The organism is Sulfurospirillum barnesii SES-3 (assembly GCF_000265295.1).
Taxonomy (GTDB): domain Bacteria; phylum Campylobacterota; class Campylobacteria; order Campylobacterales; family Sulfurospirillaceae; genus Sulfurospirillum; species Sulfurospirillum barnesii.
This window is the reverse complement of the sequence record NC_018002.1, coordinates 95807-112796: the sequence shown is the minus strand read 5'-3', so window position 1 is coordinate 112796 and position 16990 is coordinate 95807. Positions and strand designations below refer to the sequence as shown.

The window sequence follows — 16990 nt, the reverse complement described above, 5'->3', positions numbered from 1 at the left end:
TGAATTCCTTTAATCAGATAGTATTTGACTGAGTGAACACTCTTTTTCATGTGTGTGTTTAGGCATAAAGAGTTTTTCATTATGCGTTTTTAAGAGAGAAACCTTGGCTTTGACAAGTTCTTTTAAGCCCCGTGAATTGACATAATCTTTGAGTGATGTTCGACTAACATGCAATGTTTTTGCAATTTGCGTAATAGGCTCTTTGGCTTCAAGCAATTCAATAATTAAAGAGCGGTGAACATCAAATTTTGATTTTGAAATGCGCCCTTTTGGACGTCCATTTTTTTTCTCTTTCATATCATTTTGTTGAAATTCTTGATGTCTAAGTAAAAGTTCAAGCAAAGCCACTGGTTCACTTTTAACGTGAATGCACGCATTAATATCTGCAATATGAACGGAAATAGAACGCTTGAGTAAACATTCAAAAATCTTAATAAGCTCCATCGTATTTTCTGAAAATGTATGCAAATCAAAAATAATCAAATGATCATTTTCATTTAAAGAGCGTAAAAACCCTCGAAATTCTCTTCTCTCTTCTAGGCTAAAACTAAACTCAGAATTTTCAATTTCTGTGGAATCAACACTCATACTATGATGGTGGGCATATTTTAAAATCTGTTTTTGTTGTGTCGTAACAGGCGTTATTCTGTTTTGATTTTTTAAAAGCGCAATATTCATAAAATTGTCACCTTTTTGTCATTTTTATGTAAGTATACAAATATTGACGTATGAAGTCAATATAAAATATATTTTTATCGTCAAAATATACATTTTACACTATTTTAAGCTTACATGTAAAAGCTCTTTGATACAATGCCACTTCAAATTCATCAGAAAGGTGGTGGATAGAGTATGCCAGGAATTAAATTACATCCTAACGAATCGTTTGACGAAGCGTATAGAAAGTTTAAAAAACAAGTTGATCGTAACCTAGTTGTAACTGAAGTGCGTGCAAGACGTTTCTATGAAACAGCAACCGAAAAACGCAAAAAAGATAAAATTAGCGCTCGCAAAAAACAGTTGAAAAAACTTTATATGCTTCGCCGTTACGAGTCAAGACTCTAACACACACGGCCAAGAAGTTAGCTTCTTGGCTCTCTTTATTTCCCTTATTTTCACTCTCTCAAAATAAACTAATCAAAGCTATGATAACATTAAGAACAAATAGATCTCTTTTGTTAGCATAAAGGTTACACAATGGATAAAAAACTCACGGTTATAGAAGCGGCAAAACTTTTGGGTGTTAGTAAAGAGGCAATTTACAATCGTTTACGACGAGGTTCTTTGCAAAGTGTCGTTGAAGATGGGGTGAAGTATATTGTGTTAACAAAAACTTCTCTCAAAGAGAGTGCTCCTCTGCGCAGAAATGATACCAGCGCTGAGCACAATGCCTATATTGAGCTTCTTAAAACACAACTAGAAGAGATGAAGCATAAAAACGAAAAATTAGAAGCCGATAAAGAGCGACTCATTGCCGATAAAGAGAGAATGCTCATTGAATCAAAAGAGAAAATTGAAATGATTTATAAAGAGCGGGATGAGCAACTCAAGGCCATACTCTCTTTGGCAAATCGACAAATTACACAAACAGAAACTCCTGTGCCACCCTCTTCCTTTCAAAACACACCTATACCAACACCCCCTGTGGTACATCCCTTTGAAGAAGCAGATGTTTTAGAAGAAGAGGAAATATATCAAGAAACCAGTGTTTGTTTTGAAACCTATAGTGACTGGAGAGATTTGAGAAGCTATTTAAAAGAAAAAGGCTTTTCAAAAAAAGAGAAACAACACATTAGTGATACTCTTAGTAAAAAAGCATCCCAATTAAATAATGTTATGGACAAAAATGGTACGTTATTTATTAAGAAAGGTAAAAAACTCAAAGAGATATTAGGAGATTCATAAAATGAAGTATATTCGTAAAATTTCAGATTATATGATTGCAGGTGGTATTGGTGTAATGGTTATTGCTTCCATGCAAGGGTGTGAGCAAAAAGAAGATAAAAATGTCTTAGCCGAAGCTGCACAAACACAAGGTGCCTTGGTCATTGTTGATGAAATAGCCCCAGGAGAGTATAAAATTGCTGAGGAGTACCCTAGCTCTACTACCCGTGTCATTGTACGAAGTAAAGATGGGAGTGAGCGTATTTTATCACAAACAGAAATTGATGCGTTAGTTAAAGAAGAAGCGGCTAAAATTGATAACAACACCTCAGCGTTGACCAACCCTGAGCTAAGCTCAGGACATATGGGTCTAGGAGGTATTTTACTCTCAAGCATTGCAGGTGCGATGATTGGAAGTTGGATTGGTAATAAACTTTTTAATAACCAAAACTACCAAAATCAAAGAGCTGCCAATTATAAAAGCCCTCAAGCGTATAGCAGAAGCACAAGCAGTTTTAACAAACCGATGTCAAGCTCAACTACAAGCAGTGCGACTAAAAATAGTGGCTTTTTTGGCTCCAAATCAGGAAGCACCACCTCATCCTCAGCAACCACATCAAGCGTACCTAAAAGTTCAGGAGGGTGATCATGTTACATGTAGAAAAAATTAAGCCATTAACCAAAGAATTTTTAGAATCTATTGGCTTTTATTGGCACACGGACAACGATAACACATCCTACGTTGCCGATGAGTTAGTTTTGGTTAGCAACGAAGAGGTAGAAGCCTATTATGAAGCAGCGAATGAACTTTATGATATGTTTGCGCAGGCAGGTCAATATGTCATTGATAACAATCTCTTTCATGAGCTTAATATCCCGTTTAATTTGGTTGAATTGATTAAAAATTCATGGGAAAATGATGTGCATTGGCATTTGTATGGGCGGTTTGATTTTGCAGGAGGCATTGATGGTAAGCCAATTAAACTGATGGAGTTTAATGCCGATACACCAACGTCTTTGTATGAAACAGCCATTATTCAATGGGCGATGCTTAAAGCCAATGGCATGGATGAAGCCAAACAGTTTAACACTGTTTTTGAAGCTTTAAAAGAGAATTTTAAACGTCTGGTGGTCTTAGGTGGTGATACAGAAGATTTTTCACACTACTATGAGGGATGGAAGATTTTATTCTCCTCTATTCGTGGGAATATTGAAGATGAGAATACCACGCGTTTGCTTCAAAGTGCCGCCAATGAAGCGGGTTTTCACACCGATTTTGCCTATGTGGATGAAGTAGGATTTAATCAAGAGGGCGTGTTTAAGGGCGATGAAAATTTTGAGTATTGGTTTAAACTCATTCCTTGGGAAAATATTGCCATTGAAGAGGGTGATTTAGCACTTTTATTGGATGAGATAGTACGTGAACAAAAAGCCATCATCCTCAACCCTGCCTATACCCTACTCTTTCAAAGCAAAGCCTTTATGAAAGTGTTATGGGATATGTTTCCAAACCATCCCTTGTTGTTAGAAACCTCGTTTGAACCTCTAAAAGGTCAAAAACAAGTTGAAAAAAGAGCGTTTGGAAGGGAAGGGGCTAACACGGTTATTTATGAGCGTGATATGTCTGTTATCGAACAAACCGAAGGTGAATACGGTAATTTTAAGCCTATTTATCAAGCTTATGTAGAACTTCCAAAAGACAGTGAGGGTCGCTCCTATCAAGCAGGCGTCTTCTTTGCGTATGAGGGATGTGGCTTAGGGTTTAGGCGAGGTGGGCTTATCATGGAAAATTTCTCAAAATTTGTGGCACATCGCATCAAGGATTAAGACATGAAAATCGTTTGTTTAGATGCAAAAACATTGGGTGATGATGCGGATTTAAGTCTTTTTAAACAATTTGGAACCTTTGAGGCTTTTGATACAACAGCACTTCATGAAAGAATTGAGCATATTGGGGATGCCAAAATTGTTTTAAGCAATAAGGTGTTAATCGACAAAGAAGTGATGGATGCGTGCCCTAATTTAGGCTTAATTTGCATTACCGCAACAGGCATGAACAATGTTGATTTAGCGTATGCCAACCATAAAGGCATTGTGGTTAAGAATGTGGCAGGGTATTCTAGTGCATCTGTAGCACAAACGACGTTTATGTTAGTGCTAAATCTTTTAGGAAAAGCGGCCTATTATGATGCCTATGTACAATCAGGTGCATGGGTCAATAGCTCTATTTTTACCCATTTGCAAGAACCTTTTTGTGAAATCAAAAAGAAGCGTTGGGGGATTATTGGACTGGGAAATATTGGCAAAGAGGTGGCTAAAATTGCTACGGCTTTTGGCGCTGAAGTGGTTTATTATTCCACCAGCGGAGCGAATAAAGATACTGCGTATCAGCAAATTTCCCTAAGAGACATGCTGCAAACGTGTGATATTGTCACTATCCATGCGCCCTTAAATGAAAAAACACAGTATCTTATTGCCAAAGAACAATTGCTTTTGATGAAAAAAGGTGCGATTCTTGTGAATGTTGGACGTGGAGGCATTGTACATGAAGCTGATGTAGCAAATATTCTTGATGAAAAAGAGCTTTTTGTAGGGCTTGATGTCCTAGAAAAAGAGCCGATGCAAGCAAATCATCCACTCTTACATGTAAAGCACAAAGAGCGCTTAATACTCACCCCGCATATTGCATGGGCGAGTGTGGAGGCAAGGCGTGAGCTCATTCGTTTGGTGGGTGAAAATATCAAAGATTTTTTAAGACAATAAGGAGAGAGTATGGCAAAAGAGCATAGTTTTGACATTAGTGCAGAGATTGATAAGCAAAAGTTTAAAGATGCGTACGAGCAAGCTAAAAAAGTCATTACCAATCGTTGGGATTTTAAAGGCATTGCGTGTGAGTTTGACCACAATGAAAAAGCGAAAACGGTTACCTTGGTGACCACAACAGATACAAAAGCAGATGCAATGGTTGATGCATTGGTCTCTGAGGCAATTAAGCGAGGTATTTCAGGTAAGGCACTTAAAGAGCTTAAACGTGAACCAGCAGGTGGTTCAAAAGTAAAAGTAACGGTGAGTATTGTTGATGCGATTTCCAGCGATGATGCCAAAAAAATTGTCAAAGAGATTAAAGAGCTTAAACTTAAAGTTCAAGCCTCTATTCGTGGTGATGTGGTTAGGGTTGAGGGTAAGAGCATTGATGATTTGCAAGAGGCGATTGCTGCGATTCGTGGGTGTGAATTTGACTTTCCTGTCAACTTTACAAATCTTAAATAAACATGGAACATCTTCCCCCTCGTATTGAGCTTGTTCCTAAAATTCACGGATTTTGGTGCAAGGTACTTCAAGTGACGTTATACGGGCTCTTAACCCTCACACCTTTTGGTGTTGGGGCGTGGGTGGGATATGCTTATAATCTATGGATAGGCATTGCGTTTTTTCTCTTTTTTACCCTCGTAAGCGGAGTGGTGAGTTCTAAAATGCGCATTGCTTCCATTCCCTTTGAACAACAAGAAATGAACTACTCGACTATGGCCATTGTCAAATGGTACGTGGCAAAAAATATCTGTCTACACTAGAGGCAAAGCATGAGAAATCAACCTAAATACCATTTTTTAAAAAATACAAGCTATGCGCTCAAAGGATTAAGAGATATTATCACCCATGAGACATCGTTTCGTTTAGAACTTATCCTTGTGCTTATCCTAAGCCCTTTGATCTACTTTGTGCCACTGGAGCTTAGTTATCAACTCTTAATGTTTATTGCCTTGATGGGGATGCCCATTGCTGAGGCAATGAACAGTGCCATTGAGCGGGTGACCGATTTGGTGACGCTTGAATACCATGAAATGGCAGGACGAGCAAAGGATGTGGGCAGTGCAGTTGTGTTTTTAAGTATTGTCGTGTTTGTTGTGGTGTGGTTTTTTTGCCTCTTTAAAGCTTACATGTAAAACTATTGGAGACGCTCAAAAACGTTGTAGCGTTTCCAATACTCATCAATCGCTTGGGTGAGTTCTTCTTCTTTCAAGGTACTTTTCTTCTTGACCCCAAAGCGCTGAATCAGCCCATCTTGCAAAATAGACGTTTCTGCTTTTGGGGCTTTGAGGTAGGCAATCATCGTTTTTTTAACCTCAGCTTCTGAGCTGTATTTTAAAAGATAACGGTAGAAAAATTTATCGATTTTCACCGCCAAATCTTCATGACAAGGAATGCAGTTACGTTCATAGACACTGGGCTTTGCCCATACAAGCGTGCCAATACAAAGAAGGAAAAAGGTTTTTCTTACCATGAAATCCTCACACATGTACCTTCATTGGGTTTGGAATCAATCTTTACATGTAATCCATACTCTTTGGCAATGGATGCCACAATATTAAGCCCTATACCAAACCCTCCTACACTTTTATCAAAACGGCTGTAACGCTCAAACACTTGAGACAGTTTGCCCTCCTCTATCCCTCTACCGCTGTCACGAATTTCAATACCTTCTTGATCAAGACGAATAAAAATATGCCCCTTAATGGTGTTATATTTAATGGCATTACTAAGAACATTATCAATCAATTTTGCTATTTTTTTGGGGTCAATGTTAAGAAGAACACCCTCTTGAAGCGTCATTGTAAGTGTAATTTTTTTAGATTCAAGCAAAAGAGAGAAGTATTCAATACGCTCTTCAATAAGACTTTTAAGTTCCACAGGTTGATCAAAATTTTGAAGCGTATGGGAAAGTACCAAATAGGTCAAGTCATCGTAAAGATTGGAGATGGTTTTGGACGCAATGTTCATGCGTTTAATCTTTTGTGCCAAAGGTGCGTCAAGGCTTTCCAGCTCTATCATCTCAATGTTTGAGAGAATGGCATTAATAGGAGTGTTTAATTCGTGTGTAGTGTCTTTAATAAACCCATCTAAGAGTGCAATAGTCTCTCGCATAGGACGTAAGAGTAAATTCAATAAAACATAGCCAATCAGCCCTAGAACCGTAAAAATGAGCAACCCATACAGCAAAAGTTTACGGTAGAGTTTGTGATTCCATCCCTGTGGCTCTGGAACTTCAAGAGCAATATAACGAGCCCCCAAATAGTACGATTCTAACTCCTTAATAAAATAAATATGCCTATTTTTCAAGTAAATATCTTCATACAAATTAACATTTTTGGCCCTCATGGTTGAGAAAATCTGTTTTAGAGAACTGTCGTAAATAGCAGAATTAAAACGCTCATCTCTCGGGTAGGTTTGTTCTTTGTCAAAGTTTACATGTAACGATTTTAGCCTTAGGATTTGCTCATTGGTAAGATTGGAAAGGCTTTCTCGTTCATTTTGAAGCATCAAATCACGCTCAAACCCATAATATAAAAATGCCACAAATGCTAAAATAAGCAAGGTTAAAAAGGCATAGAGCCCCAAAAAAGACCACAATGTCTTTTTTTCACTAGAGCGTAAATTTATATCCCAATTTTTTAATGCTAACAATGTGTTCTTTCCCTATCAGTTTTCGAAGATTTTTAATGTACGTACGCAACGCTTCATCACTGCCTTGTTCTTCATACGTCCACACGTGCGACATGAGTGTCTCATGGCTGATAATTTCATTTTTCTTTTGCAAAAAAAGTTTAAGCAATTTTGCCTCTTTGTTTTGCAATTGTATCGGATGATTGTCACTAAAAAGCTGATGCGTTTGCAAATCATATGTCATGGTTTCATGAATCACAATGTGCGTTGTCTGTGGGTGAAAAAACTCTCTTCTCAAAAGACTTTCAATGCGAAAAAGAAGCTCTTTCAGTGCGAAAGGCTTGCGCAAATAATCATCACATCCACTCGCATACCCATGTTCTAAATCTTCAATGGCATTAAGCGAAGTTAAAAAAATTGCAGGTGTGGTATCGCCCTCATTGCGACGTTTTTTGAGAAGTTCAAACCCATTGAGCACAGGCACGTTGACATCAAGTAACAAAAGATCAAACGCACCTTCGTACATTTTCTCTTCAGCCTCTTCCCCATCATAAACAGGGAGTACTTCATAGCCTTTGGATTCTAAAAATTCACACACCGTTTCACTTAAATTGGTGTCATCTTCTAACAATAAAAGTCTATTTTTCACCACTGTCTCTTTTTTGTTTTTGGCTCTCATAGAGTGCTTTTTGCTCTTCACTCATTTGAGCTTCACGACGTTGCAACTCTTTAAAAAAACGCTCTTCTTTATGCGGTTCCACATACCCTATAAGTGCAATAAGCTCTTCTGTGCTCATTTCGCTAAAATCGGCTTTTGCAAAAAGCACCCCTAGGAAGAGAAGTAAAATAAAAAGCGCTTTTTGCATTCTTATTTGCGAACCTCATTTAGCCATGTGGCAAGATGGCTAATCACCTCAGCAGTAGCAAGGTTAAACGCTTCCACTGTCCCTGCAGCACCGTTGGTGTTGGTAACCTCTTTTTTAGAAGAGAGGCGCACACTGCCTAAGACCTCACCGCTTTTAAGCTCCACAAGATGTACACGAAGACTCACATAAACATGTGACTTTCCATTTTCATCAAATACTTCTTCAAAGTTTTGTAGTACCGATTCAAGGACAAGATTATTGGATGCCATTGACGTCCCAGAGATGACCGATTCAAAATGGTTTTGATCTTGCAAGGCTTCGGTGATGAGGTGTTGAAGTTTTAAACTAGGCGTCTCACTCCATGTTCCATATTTGTAGGGCAAGATAGCTCCGCCCTTTTTGTATTGAATCGCTCTGGAATTAAGCCCACTAGGAGTGTCTATGCGTGCAATTTTGAGGACATCTTTATTGTGGCTACGATAACGCTCCAATTTTACCATAGGCTCTAAAGAGTAATTATACGGTTTAACCGTGGTCTCTTTCAGGCTACATCCACTTAAAAGCAAAAGAGCACAGACACTTAAGAGTTCTTTTTTCATCATCTATCCTTTAAATTTATTCATTCGGGGCTGGCGGGGTTGTTTCTGATTTAAAGAGTAAATCACTGGGGCTATCTTTAAGATTGCCCACCAAATCTCTGGTTTCACGCAACACGAATTCTAATTCTTTTAGAGTATTTTGAAGGGGTAAGAGATTTTCTTTCACCAATATATCCAAATCAAATGCACCTTTTTCCATTTTCTCATTGAGTCCGCCCATCACACTCTTAACACTTTTGGAAGCCTCTCGTACATTATTCATCGTGTCAATACCTGTATTATCGATGGCGGAGGTAAAGGAGTAAGACATCGCCTTAATGCCACGGGCTGCTTCAATAGACTCTTTGAGAAGGGTGTTAATTTCGTGATTATGTGTTTCAATGTTTGCCATCGTCTTACTCGTAGATTCAGCGATTTTTGCACTGTTTTCTAAAATGCGTTCAAAGTTCTTGAGGTTTTTATCACTCATAATCTCTTCAGCTCTTTCAAAAATCTTCTCGGCTTTCAAACTCACAGAGGTAATGGTCTTATCGATGCGTGAAAAGGTAGAGGGGCGTGAGTAAATAATGCCGTATTCGTCTTTATTGGAACCTGTTTTAAGATCTTTAGAGTCGTTTGTGCTACCTTGAAGCTGAATAAAACTAAGACCCGTAATGCCTTGCGCTTCAATAATGGCATAAGTACTCTCTTTAATCGGCGCGCTTTCTTGCACACGAATAATCACCAAAACCTCTTCAGCATTTTTAGGATTAATGGCAATATCTCGTACTTCTCCAATTTGCACGCCATGCAATTTGACAGGTGCTTTTTCATTCAGCCCTGAGACAGACTCTTTGGTCGCCACATGATAAAATTTAAAATTTCCCTCTTCTGAATAACGCCCTAGCCACACAATAGAAATAACACTTCCTATGAGCAGAAGAAAGACAAATGCACCTACAATACTATAACTTAAGCGATTTTCCATGACAGCCTCAACTTAGAAAATTTTTCAACGTTTCATCACTGGTTTGTTTTAATAATGCCATTGTACCCTCAAACTTGACCTTTTGATCCCCTAAAATAATAAAACGATCCAAGACCTGCGCAATAGTCTCTTTGTCGTGTGTTACCATCACAACACTAATGCCTAAGGTATCACGCAAGGTCTGAATCAATGCATCAAAGGCACGGGCACTTTGCGGATCAAGCCCCGAGGTTGGCTCATCCAAAAAAAGGAGTTTTGGATCTAGGGCAAGGGCTCTTGCCAATGCGGCTCTTTTTTTCATACCACCGCTGAGCTCCGAGGGGTACATCGTGGCAACTTTTGAGGGAAGCCCTACCATAGAGAGTTTCATCAGTGCAGACTTCTCAATAAGCCATGCAGGTAGGTTGGTGTACTCTTTCATTGCGATGCTGACATTTTCTAAGATTGTCAACGAGGTAAACAGTGCACCAAATTGAAACAGTACACCCCATTGTTTGCGCAAATCTTGCGCCATTTGTTGGGACACATTTGCCACATCACACCCTAAAACGTGCATCGACCCACCATGAACTTTTTGAAGCAATATCATCTCTCTTAATAGCGTGGTTTTGCCACTTCCACTTCCGCCTAAAAGCCCAAAAATCTCCCCTTTAGCAATCGAAAAACTGACACCATCGTGAATGGTATGCTTTCCAAAACGTGTTATGATACCTTTAGCTTCAATAACATTATTTTGTTTCATAATTTAAGCTCCGTTAAAATAACAGAGATAATGGCATCCATCGCAATGACCCAAAAAATAGCATTTACAACACTAATCGTCGTGTATTTTCCAACACTCTCTGTGTTACTATCAATTTGAAATCCCCTAAAACACCCAATAGTAGCAATAATACACCCAAAAATAGGCGCTTTTATCAAACCAATCATCAGATGCTTTAACGCAACCGTCTCTTGAATACGGTCTATAAACTCTACAAAACTCACATCCAAACGTGTTGAAGCAATGACCATACCCCCAAAAATGGAGACAACATCGGCAAAAAAGACTAACAAAGGAAGCGAAATAATGAGCGCGAACAAACGAGGAAGTACCAAAAAATTCCATGGAGAAAAGCCCATAGAACTCATCGCATCAATTTCATCGGTGAGTTTCATCACCCCAATTTGCGCCGTGTACGAAGAGGCACTTCGTCCCGCTACCACAATGGCAGTAAGCAAGGGAGCAAGTTCTCGCACCGCTGAAATCGTAATCATCTCGACAATAAAAATATTTGCTCCAAACTTTTCAAGCTGTGCTGCCCCCTGATAGGCAATGACAATGCCAATTAAAAAGGATGTCAATAAAATAATAGGAATCGCCCCTGCACCACTTTGTTCAATATGATACAGTGTCGCTTTAAGGCGAATATTGGCAGGTTTCAAGAAAAGTGCACTTATTGCATGAGAAAGCTCTCCTGTAAAAGAGAAAAAAGAGGCAAGTGTTTTATACCCTGCTACCATTTCTTTCCCCACATTTTCTAAAAAAGTAAATAAGGCTAGCTCTTTTTTTTGAGGGGGGATTTCATGAGGATAATGCTCCTTGCAGACATTTAACAGTTCTTCAAAAGAGGGGTTTGTCCCTTCAATACGAACCACACAATGCTTTTTTTCGAGTTCTTGAATCCGATACAACAACAGCAAAATACCATGCGTATCAAACGTCTCAATACGGCTTGCATTAAAAATATACGTGGACTGAGGGTTACATGTAAGGGTTGCAAATGCCTTCTCAAGCACCACAACTGACTCTTTAACCCAATGCCCACCCAAAGCAATATGAAACCCCTCAGAGCTTTGCGAGACAAGAAGCGGAGGCTGTTTTTTCATCGCGTGCAACCTGTTTTTGTTTATTATAACATAAGGCGAATAAGGGCGAAATTTTGTGGTTTTACTGGAAGAAAAAGCGTTACATGTAAAGCTTTTTCTTCCATTTTTAATGCCCTCTTCCTAAAAGTTCGGAAGCTTCCATTACCACCATAAACGCTTCATCATCCACGCTTTGAATGAGTTCTTTAAGTCTAGGGATACGGCTGTTTTCGACGACTAAAAATATCATACGTTTTTCTTCGTGTTCAAAAATGCCACTGCCTTGCACGATGGTGCCATACGGTCCTAAATGATGCACAATGGTCTCGCACAATGCCTCGATTTGGCTTGAGACAATGTGCACCACTTTTTTGGAAGGTCCCCTCGTGAGGAACATATCAATGCTTTTAGCGGAGATGTAGATACTCACCAAACTCCACAGTGCTAAATCCACATTTTTAGAGATAAGCGCAATGGCGATCACTATGAGCATATCAATAACAAGCATCACCGTTGAGGCTTTGATGCTTGTTTTTGAGGCGACAATTTTGGCGATGATGGTCGAGCCACCCGCAGAAGCATGTGCGCTTAAGATAAATCCCAGCCCAATGCCCACAGAAATACCACCAAAAATAGAAGCTAAAATCACATCGTGGCTAAGAGGTAGCACGTTCATCCACGCACGCATGCCATCAATACACACGGAGGTAAACCCAATGGCAACAATACTTCGAACGGTAAAATGCTTGCCAAAAAACTTCGTTCCTAAAAGAAGTAGCGGTGCGTTAATCGCCATCATCATCACACCGACTGGGTAGTGAAAAATGTAGTGCATGAGAAGCGCCATACCGCTCGTGCCTCCTGTAACAAGGGCATTTGGGATAAAAAGTGCCACAACACCGTACGCTAAAAATAAAGAACCCACCCCAATAAAACCATAATTTTTAAATTCCGTAGAAAGATGCACGCTAAGCCTTACATGTAAAATAGTTGTGTGGATTGTAGCACATAATTTTTGATGTTTTTCGTGCTTTGTGTGTGATTTTTAGCTTTTACATGTAAAAAATGTGACTCAGGGTAAGTTTTTGGTAAAATGGGTTCAGTGAAGCCGTGTAAAGGAAAGCGTGAATGGATAGAAACCGTAGGATTGTGAATTATTCGCTAATAGCCTTGGCTGGAAGCGGTGTTTATTTTAGCGTAGAGACCATGTTTAAATCTTTAGAACCACCTAAAAAAGCCCGTTTGGATGCAGCGACGTTTATTGACACAACCACCCTCCCCCTTAATGAAATTTCCTTTTTCACATGGCAAAAAAAGCCCCTTTTTATTCTCAAAAAAGATGCCTCTTTGGCGTTAGATGCAAAGCGTGATATTCACATTGGTGACTATTTTTACACGGTGATGATAGGCATTTGTACGCATCTAGGCTGTGTCCCAAAGTATGAAAGCAAAGAAAAAAAGTTTATTTGTCCCTGCCACAACGGACAATTTGACCAAAATGGCATTGCCCTTTCAGGTCCCGTGAGTAAACCCCTCGTCATTCCTCCTTTTAAAATAGAGGGTGAAATGCTCATTGTGGGTGAAGTGGGCGAAGCCTATTTGAGCCTGATGGAAAGGGCGCACGCATGAATGTAAAACTGAGCAATTTCAACATCCTCCTCTACACAGGTACCATTATGGTGCTCTTGTGCCTTTTGCTTTTGGTTTCAGGCATTTTTTTGGCAATGCACTACATCCCTGATGCCGCTCAAGCGTTTGAGAGTGTGCACACAACCATTATGCACGACGTAGCGTACGGTTGGTTGTGGCGAAGCATGCATGCGGTGGGTTCAACCCTTTTCTTTTTACTGCTCTACATTCATCTTTTGGGCATGCTCTATTTTGGATTTTACAAACACGGTAAAACGAAGTATTGGTACAACGGCATGGTGCTCTACTTTTGCTGTATGGTGATTGGTTTTACAGGGTACGTGCTTCCAATGGGGCAAATGAGCTACTGGGCGGCACAGGTGATTACCAGTTTGTTGGAGTATATCCCAGGGGCTGGGGAAGATATTATGCTCTGGGTGCGAGGCGATTTTAGCGTGAGTGGCATTACGCTTCTTCGTTTTTACACGCTGCATATTGTGGTTATGCCGTTACTCATTGTCATAATGGTTTTGGTACACGTCGACTTTATGAAATGGTACGCAACCACCAAACTTTCATGGAATCGAAAAGGGTTACATGTAAGCAAAGAGGAGCGTTTTAGCAAACATGCCCTCCCCCCAAAAGAGTCAAAACCCTTTTTCTCCAATGCCGTTTTAAAACCGCTTTTGGCGTGCACACTCTTTTTGGCATTCTTTTTTTATTGTGTCTTTTTTCAAAGCTCCATTGCCTTTGACGCTCTAAACCTCACCCCTGCCAATCCCTCCGATACCCCAGCACATATCTATCCTGAGTGGTATTTTTTGTGGATGCTGCAACTGCTGAAAAGTTTTTTCTTTGACATCGGATTTATCAAAGGCTCTTACATTGGTATGGCTTCGTTGGTGGTGGTGAATGCAGGACTACTCTTTATGCCACTTTTAGATAAAAACCCAAGGCGTATTCCAGCACACCAACGCCCCTACTTTTCGGTGTGGTTCTGGGCATTGGTGCTCTCTTTGGTTGCACTGAGTATTTTGGGCAAACTTCCCACGACAGAGCTGACGTTGTGGTTGGGATTTGTTTTTTCAACCCTGATGATGGTACTTTTTATTGTTTTACCGTTTTTATCTCAAAAGGAAACCCATGCCAAATCTTAAAATTTTTATGCTCATTCTCTTTTTCATGAGTATGTTGTATGTCGGCTTAGAGGTCTTGCCTCACCACTACCCTAGCACAAAGGCCAAACACGTTGAGCTAAGTCATAGTGAGCATAAAAAAGAGGGGGTACAGGCAGTGGAACCCAAAGAGCAACTAAAGCGAGATACCATGGGTTATAGCATTGTGAGTTATTTTTTGGTGCTCTCTTTGTTGCTGTACACTAAAATTATTTTGCAACGCAACCACTCTAAAGAGCTCTAAAACCATCTTTACATGTAAGGATTATTTTTTCTCTTTTCCATCCAAAATCACATCCATAATCATCGCTAAAACACCCAGTGTAATGAGTGTAAATGCCCATGAAAAACTTTTGGTGATGACATACCCCACAATTAAAATGGCTAAAGCAGTCGGTACTTCGTTATAGGCTCGAAAGAATTTTCCACTTTTGGTACAGGTGCCATTGGCAAGCTCTAGGCGGTACTTTTCAAGGGAAAAAGAGTAGAGTGCAAGAATGATTAAAACAGCAAATTTAGCGTAAATCCATCCACCGCTTGAGAGTAGTTGCGTATCGAGTGCAATCATTAAAAGACCACTCGCAAGGGTTGCCCAAAAGGCAGGAAGCCCAATGTAGGTGTAGATTTTGTACTCTTGAATTTTCACCACTTCCACAAAGCCTTTTTTTTCAGCATATTCAACATGGTAAACAAAAAGACGAGGCAAATAGAAAAGCATTGCCATCCACGAAAGAAATGCCATCACATGGAAGGCTAAAACCCATTTGTAGTAGTCCAAAGGCTATCCTTTTTAGATTCGTAAACCCATTATAACACCCAAAAACTTTGCCTACAATGGCACCGCTTCAAAATACCACGAAGGCGAGACAATCTCCTCTTGTGCGGCAATGAGTAAAATCTCCCGTGAAGAGGCAAGTTCCGTTTTTTTAAGCAATCCATAGACCGATGAGGTCGCATTGCACAGAGCCGTTTTGATACAACGTGTTCGTAAATAGTGCACAAAGAAGAGCGCGGTAATGGTATCGCCCGTTCCATTTAAAACAATATCCAGTTTTGGCGTGCGAATTCTAAACAATTGACCTTGTTCAGAAACCACCAAATCTAAGGCATCGTGTGGGGTATCCTCCAAATGCACTGAAGTGACGAGCACAATGTGAGGACCTTTGGCGTGCAAGCTTTCTATCGCATGTTTCAGCGCTTCTTTGGTGTGAATGCTCTGCTGGGTGAGGTATTCAAGCTCAAAGTGGTTTGGAGTCATAATATCTGCTACGCTACACGCATGTTCTGCCATAAATTCAGGGATACCTTGGCGTACAAAAATGCCACGTCCTACATCGCCAATGACAGGGTCACAACAATACAGCGCTTTGGGATTTTCTTTTTTGACTCTCTCCACTGCTCCTAAAATGGCATACCCCAAATCGGGTGAGCCCATGTAACCAGAGACCACGCCATCACAGGTGTGCAGTATCTCTCGTTGCGCTAAACCCTCTAAGAGTTCATCGACAAAAAAGCCGTCAAATACTCTCCCTTTCCACGAACCATAGCCTGTGTGGTTGGAAAACTGTACGGTATGCAGTGGCCACACTTCAACCCCTAAGCGTTGCATGGGAAAAACTGCCGCGGCATTGCCGACATGACCAAATACAACATGCGATTGAATCGATAAAATATTCATTGTGTGAGCCTTGAAAAAAATAAGGCTTATTGTAACAAAAAAATAAATAATTTTAGGAAATTTAAAAAAAGAGGGGCTGTAGAATAAAAACCTTAGGATTATTATCCTAAGGTTTTTCTATTTAAAGCGCTGCTTTTGCTTGTTTTACAACAGTTGCAAAGGATTCAGGGTCATTCATCGCCATATCTGCAAGAATTTTTCTGTCTAAATCAATATTAGCTTTGTTTAGGGCATTGATGAAGCGTGAGTAGCTAATGTCGTTCAGTCTACATGCTGCATTGATACGTGTGATCCAAAGTCTTCTAAAATCTCTTTTCTTTTGTCTTCGATCACGAAATGCGTAAACTAAACTTCTTTCTAATTGCTCTTTCGCTTTTCTAAAGTGTTTTCTTCTTCCACTAAAGAAGCCTCTTGCCATCTTTAAAATTTTCTTGTGACGTCTTCTTCTGACGATACCTGTTTTTACTCTTGCCATGGTGTCTCCTTGACCAAATAAATCAATGTCGGTGTCCCGTCTCGGGAACTTACCCTCATTAAGAGGGGAACATTACATGTAGGGTGAATGACTCTTGTCAAAAACTCTTTTGAATTTATGCTTTACAAAGCATTAATTTAACGGACTTCTCATCGCGTGCATCAACAGTTTTAGCGACTTTCAAACCACGCATTCTTTTCGTTGGTTTTTTAGTAAGAATATGACTTCTAAAGGCTGCGCCTCTTTTAATCTTATTCTTTGCGCATCTAAAACGCTTGGCTGCACCGCGTACCGTTTTCATTTTCGGCATGCTTACTCCTTGTGATTATTCTAAAATCTAAATGGAAAAATATCCCCTCTAGCATTAGAAAACGGCTATAATAGCTCAATTTTCCTTAGAGGGGATTAAAATGAAGAAAATGCAAAT

25 protein-coding genes are annotated in these 16990 nt (G+C 39.7%); 11 read left to right on the top strand and 14 right to left on the bottom strand.

Annotated features, from left to right (window positions below; genetic code table 11):
* Nucleotides 1-9 precede the first annotated feature (9 nt).
* Nucleotides 10-678 (bottom strand): recombinase family protein, encoded by a 669-nt coding sequence (locus tag SULBA_RS00620; protein WP_014768339.1) that lies wholly within the window; start codon nt 676-678, stop codon nt 10-12.
* Between the two features lie 174 nt (nt 679-852).
* Between SULBA_RS00620 and rpsU the strand changes: the two genes are divergently transcribed.
* The 8 genes from rpsU to SULBA_RS00580 all read left to right on the top strand — a co-directional run bounded on the left by rpsU (nt 853) and on the right by SULBA_RS00580 (nt 5828).
* Nucleotides 853-1065, top strand: a complete 213-nt coding sequence (gene rpsU / locus SULBA_RS00615) for a 30S ribosomal protein S21 (RefSeq protein WP_012855891.1) — start codon at nt 853-855, stop codon at nt 1063-1065.
* Between the two features lie 132 nt (nt 1066-1197).
* A complete protein-coding gene (locus SULBA_RS00610) occupies nt 1198-1905 on the top strand; it encodes an integrase (RefSeq protein ID WP_014768338.1) in 708 nt (235 codons plus the stop codon).
* Between the two features lies 1 nt (nt 1906).
* Nucleotides 1907-2530 carry a UPF0323 family lipoprotein gene (locus SULBA_RS00605; RefSeq protein WP_014768337.1) on the top strand — a complete coding sequence of 208 codons (624 nt, stop codon included), beginning with the start codon at nt 1907-1909 and terminating at the stop codon, nt 2528-2530.
* Nucleotides 2531-2532: 2 nt separating this feature from the next.
* Nucleotides 2533-3711 (top strand): glutathionylspermidine synthase family protein, encoded by a 1179-nt coding sequence (locus SULBA_RS00600; protein ID WP_014768336.1) that lies wholly within the window; start codon nt 2533-2535, stop codon nt 3709-3711.
* Nucleotides 3712-3714: 3 nt separating this feature from the next.
* Nucleotides 3715-4647, top strand: a complete 933-nt coding sequence (locus tag SULBA_RS00595; protein WP_014768335.1) for a D-2-hydroxyacid dehydrogenase — start codon at nt 3715-3717, stop codon at nt 4645-4647.
* A 9-nt stretch (nt 4648-4656) separates the two neighbouring features.
* The gene (locus SULBA_RS00590) at nt 4657-5154 is read left to right on the top strand and encodes a YajQ family cyclic di-GMP-binding protein (protein WP_014768334.1); all 498 of its coding nucleotides are present in this window, start codon (nt 4657-4659) and stop codon (nt 5152-5154) included.
* A gap of 2 nt (nt 5155-5156) precedes the next feature.
* Nucleotides 5157-5456, top strand: a complete 300-nt coding sequence (locus SULBA_RS00585) for a hypothetical protein (protein WP_014768333.1) — start codon at nt 5157-5159, stop codon at nt 5454-5456.
* 9 nt (nt 5457-5465) lie between these two features.
* Nucleotides 5466-5828 (top strand): diacylglycerol kinase, encoded by a 363-nt coding sequence (locus SULBA_RS00580; RefSeq protein WP_014768332.1) that lies wholly within the window; start codon nt 5466-5468, stop codon nt 5826-5828.
* Nucleotides 5829-5830: 2 nt separating this feature from the next.
* Here SULBA_RS00580 and SULBA_RS00575 read toward each other — a convergent pair whose 3' ends face one another.
* From SULBA_RS00575 to SULBA_RS00535, 9 genes are all read right to left on the bottom strand, one after another.
* The gene (locus tag SULBA_RS00575) at nt 5831-6166 is read right to left on the bottom strand and encodes a hypothetical protein (protein WP_014768331.1); all 336 of its coding nucleotides are present in this window, start codon (nt 6164-6166) and stop codon (nt 5831-5833) included.
* Nucleotides 6160-7347, bottom strand: coding sequence for a sensor histidine kinase (locus tag SULBA_RS00570; RefSeq protein ID WP_014768330.1), 1188 nt, complete (start codon nt 7345-7347; stop codon nt 6160-6162). Before SULBA_RS00570 ends, SULBA_RS00575 begins: the two co-directional genes overlap by 7 nt.
* A complete protein-coding gene (locus SULBA_RS00565; RefSeq protein WP_041671737.1) occupies nt 7307-7975 on the bottom strand; it encodes a response regulator transcription factor in 669 nt (222 codons plus the stop codon). The genes SULBA_RS00570 and SULBA_RS00565 overlap by 41 nt, the downstream gene beginning before the upstream one ends.
* Nucleotides 7965-8192 (bottom strand): DUF1104 domain-containing protein, encoded by a 228-nt coding sequence (locus tag SULBA_RS00560; protein ID WP_014768328.1) that lies wholly within the window; start codon nt 8190-8192, stop codon nt 7965-7967. The genes SULBA_RS00565 and SULBA_RS00560 overlap by 11 nt, the downstream gene beginning before the upstream one ends.
* A 2-nt stretch (nt 8193-8194) precedes the next feature.
* Complete coding sequence (locus SULBA_RS00555; protein WP_014768327.1) at nt 8195-8791, bottom strand: ABC-type transport auxiliary lipoprotein family protein; 597 nt, start codon at nt 8789-8791, stop codon at nt 8195-8197.
* A gap of 16 nt (nt 8792-8807) precedes the next feature.
* A complete protein-coding gene (locus SULBA_RS00550) occupies nt 8808-9758 on the bottom strand; it encodes an MlaD family protein (RefSeq protein WP_014768326.1) in 951 nt (316 codons plus the stop codon).
* Between the two features lie 7 nt (nt 9759-9765).
* The gene (locus SULBA_RS00545) at nt 9766-10500 is read right to left on the bottom strand and encodes an ABC transporter ATP-binding protein (RefSeq protein ID WP_014768325.1); all 735 of its coding nucleotides are present in this window, start codon (nt 10498-10500) and stop codon (nt 9766-9768) included.
* The gene (locus SULBA_RS00540; RefSeq protein ID WP_014768324.1) at nt 10497-11627 is read right to left on the bottom strand and encodes an MlaE family ABC transporter permease; all 1131 of its coding nucleotides are present in this window, start codon (nt 11625-11627) and stop codon (nt 10497-10499) included. The genes SULBA_RS00545 and SULBA_RS00540 overlap by 4 nt, the downstream gene beginning before the upstream one ends.
* 106 nt (nt 11628-11733) lie before the next feature.
* Nucleotides 11734-12573 (bottom strand): YitT family protein, encoded by an 840-nt coding sequence (locus tag SULBA_RS00535; RefSeq protein WP_014768323.1) that lies wholly within the window; start codon nt 12571-12573, stop codon nt 11734-11736.
* A gap of 161 nt (nt 12574-12734) precedes the next feature.
* Between SULBA_RS00535 and SULBA_RS00530 the strand changes: the two genes are divergently transcribed.
* From SULBA_RS00530 to SULBA_RS00520, 3 genes are read left to right on the top strand one after another with little or no spacing between them, the layout of a single operon-like run.
* Nucleotides 12735-13235: a QcrA and Rieske domain-containing protein gene (locus SULBA_RS00530; RefSeq protein WP_014768322.1), complete on the top strand. Its 501-nt coding sequence runs from the start codon at nt 12735-12737 to the stop codon at nt 13233-13235.
* Entirely contained in the window at nt 13232-14392 is a 1161-nt protein-coding gene (locus tag SULBA_RS00525; RefSeq protein ID WP_014768321.1) for a cytochrome b, read from the top strand. The genes SULBA_RS00530 and SULBA_RS00525 overlap by 4 nt, the downstream gene beginning before the upstream one ends.
* Nucleotides 14379-14654 (top strand): hypothetical protein, encoded by a 276-nt coding sequence (locus SULBA_RS00520; protein ID WP_014768320.1) that lies wholly within the window; start codon nt 14379-14381, stop codon nt 14652-14654. Before SULBA_RS00525 ends, SULBA_RS00520 begins: the two co-directional genes overlap by 14 nt.
* Nucleotides 14655-14675: 21 nt before the next feature.
* On the opposite strand, the gene SULBA_RS00515 is transcribed toward SULBA_RS00520, so the two are convergent.
* From SULBA_RS00515 to rpmI, 4 genes are all read right to left on the bottom strand, one after another.
* On the bottom strand, nt 14676-15188 hold the full coding sequence (locus SULBA_RS00515; RefSeq protein WP_014768319.1) for a CopD family protein: 513 nt from the start codon (nt 15186-15188) through the stop codon (nt 14676-14678).
* A gap of 51 nt (nt 15189-15239) precedes the next feature.
* On the bottom strand, nt 15240-16088 hold the full coding sequence (gene pdxY / locus SULBA_RS00510; protein ID WP_014768318.1) for a pyridoxal kinase PdxY: 849 nt from the start codon (nt 16086-16088) through the stop codon (nt 15240-15242).
* A 121-nt stretch (nt 16089-16209) separates the two neighbouring features.
* Nucleotides 16210-16563, bottom strand: a complete 354-nt coding sequence (gene rplT, locus SULBA_RS00505) for a 50S ribosomal protein L20 (RefSeq protein WP_014768317.1) — start codon at nt 16561-16563, stop codon at nt 16210-16212.
* Between the two features lie 115 nt (nt 16564-16678).
* Nucleotides 16679-16873: a 50S ribosomal protein L35 gene (gene rpmI, locus SULBA_RS00500; protein ID WP_014768316.1), complete on the bottom strand. Its 195-nt coding sequence runs from the start codon at nt 16871-16873 to the stop codon at nt 16679-16681.
* Nucleotides 16874-16990: the final 117 nt, after the last annotated feature.

Coding starts and splice junctions, on each gene's coding strand:
- SULBA_RS00620 (WP_014768339.1), bottom strand. CDS start 678: ATGAATATTGCGCTTTTAAAAAATCAAAACAGAATAACGCCTGTTACG.
- rpsU (WP_012855891.1), top strand. CDS start 853: ATGCCAGGAATTAAATTACATCCTAACGAATCGTTTGACGAAGCGTAT.
- SULBA_RS00610 (WP_014768338.1), top strand. CDS start 1,198: ATGGATAAAAAACTCACGGTTATAGAAGCGGCAAAACTTTTGGGTGTT.
- SULBA_RS00605 (WP_014768337.1), top strand. CDS start 1,907: ATGAAGTATATTCGTAAAATTTCAGATTATATGATTGCAGGTGGTATT.
- SULBA_RS00600 (WP_014768336.1), top strand. CDS start 2,533: ATGTTACATGTAGAAAAAATTAAGCCATTAACCAAAGAATTTTTAGAA.
- SULBA_RS00595 (WP_014768335.1), top strand. CDS start 3,715: ATGAAAATCGTTTGTTTAGATGCAAAAACATTGGGTGATGATGCGGAT.
- SULBA_RS00590 (WP_014768334.1), top strand. CDS start 4,657: ATGGCAAAAGAGCATAGTTTTGACATTAGTGCAGAGATTGATAAGCAA.
- SULBA_RS00585 (WP_014768333.1), top strand. CDS start 5,157: ATGGAACATCTTCCCCCTCGTATTGAGCTTGTTCCTAAAATTCACGGA.
- SULBA_RS00580 (WP_014768332.1), top strand. CDS start 5,466: ATGAGAAATCAACCTAAATACCATTTTTTAAAAAATACAAGCTATGCG.
- SULBA_RS00575 (WP_014768331.1), bottom strand. CDS start 6,166: ATGGTAAGAAAAACCTTTTTCCTTCTTTGTATTGGCACGCTTGTATGG.
- SULBA_RS00560 (WP_014768328.1), bottom strand. CDS start 8,192: ATGCAAAAAGCGCTTTTTATTTTACTTCTCTTCCTAGGGGTGCTTTTT.
- SULBA_RS00555 (WP_014768327.1), bottom strand. CDS start 8,791: ATGAAAAAAGAACTCTTAAGTGTCTGTGCTCTTTTGCTTTTAAGTGGA.
- SULBA_RS00550 (WP_014768326.1), bottom strand. CDS start 9,758: ATGGAAAATCGCTTAAGTTATAGTATTGTAGGTGCATTTGTCTTTCTT.
- SULBA_RS00545 (WP_014768325.1), bottom strand. CDS start 10,500: ATGAAACAAAATAATGTTATTGAAGCTAAAGGTATCATAACACGTTTT.
- SULBA_RS00540 (WP_014768324.1), bottom strand. CDS start 11,627: ATGAAAAAACAGCCTCCGCTTCTTGTCTCGCAAAGCTCTGAGGGGTTT.
- SULBA_RS00530 (WP_014768322.1), top strand. CDS start 12,735: ATGGATAGAAACCGTAGGATTGTGAATTATTCGCTAATAGCCTTGGCT.
- SULBA_RS00525 (WP_014768321.1), top strand. CDS start 13,232: ATGAATGTAAAACTGAGCAATTTCAACATCCTCCTCTACACAGGTACC.
- SULBA_RS00520 (WP_014768320.1), top strand. CDS start 14,379: ATGCCAAATCTTAAAATTTTTATGCTCATTCTCTTTTTCATGAGTATG.
- pdxY (WP_014768318.1), bottom strand. CDS start 16,088: ATGAATATTTTATCGATTCAATCGCATGTTGTATTTGGTCATGTCGGC.
- rplT (WP_014768317.1), bottom strand. CDS start 16,563: ATGGCAAGAGTAAAAACAGGTATCGTCAGAAGAAGACGTCACAAGAAA.
- rpmI (WP_014768316.1), bottom strand. CDS start 16,873: ATGCCGAAAATGAAAACGGTACGCGGTGCAGCCAAGCGTTTTAGATGC.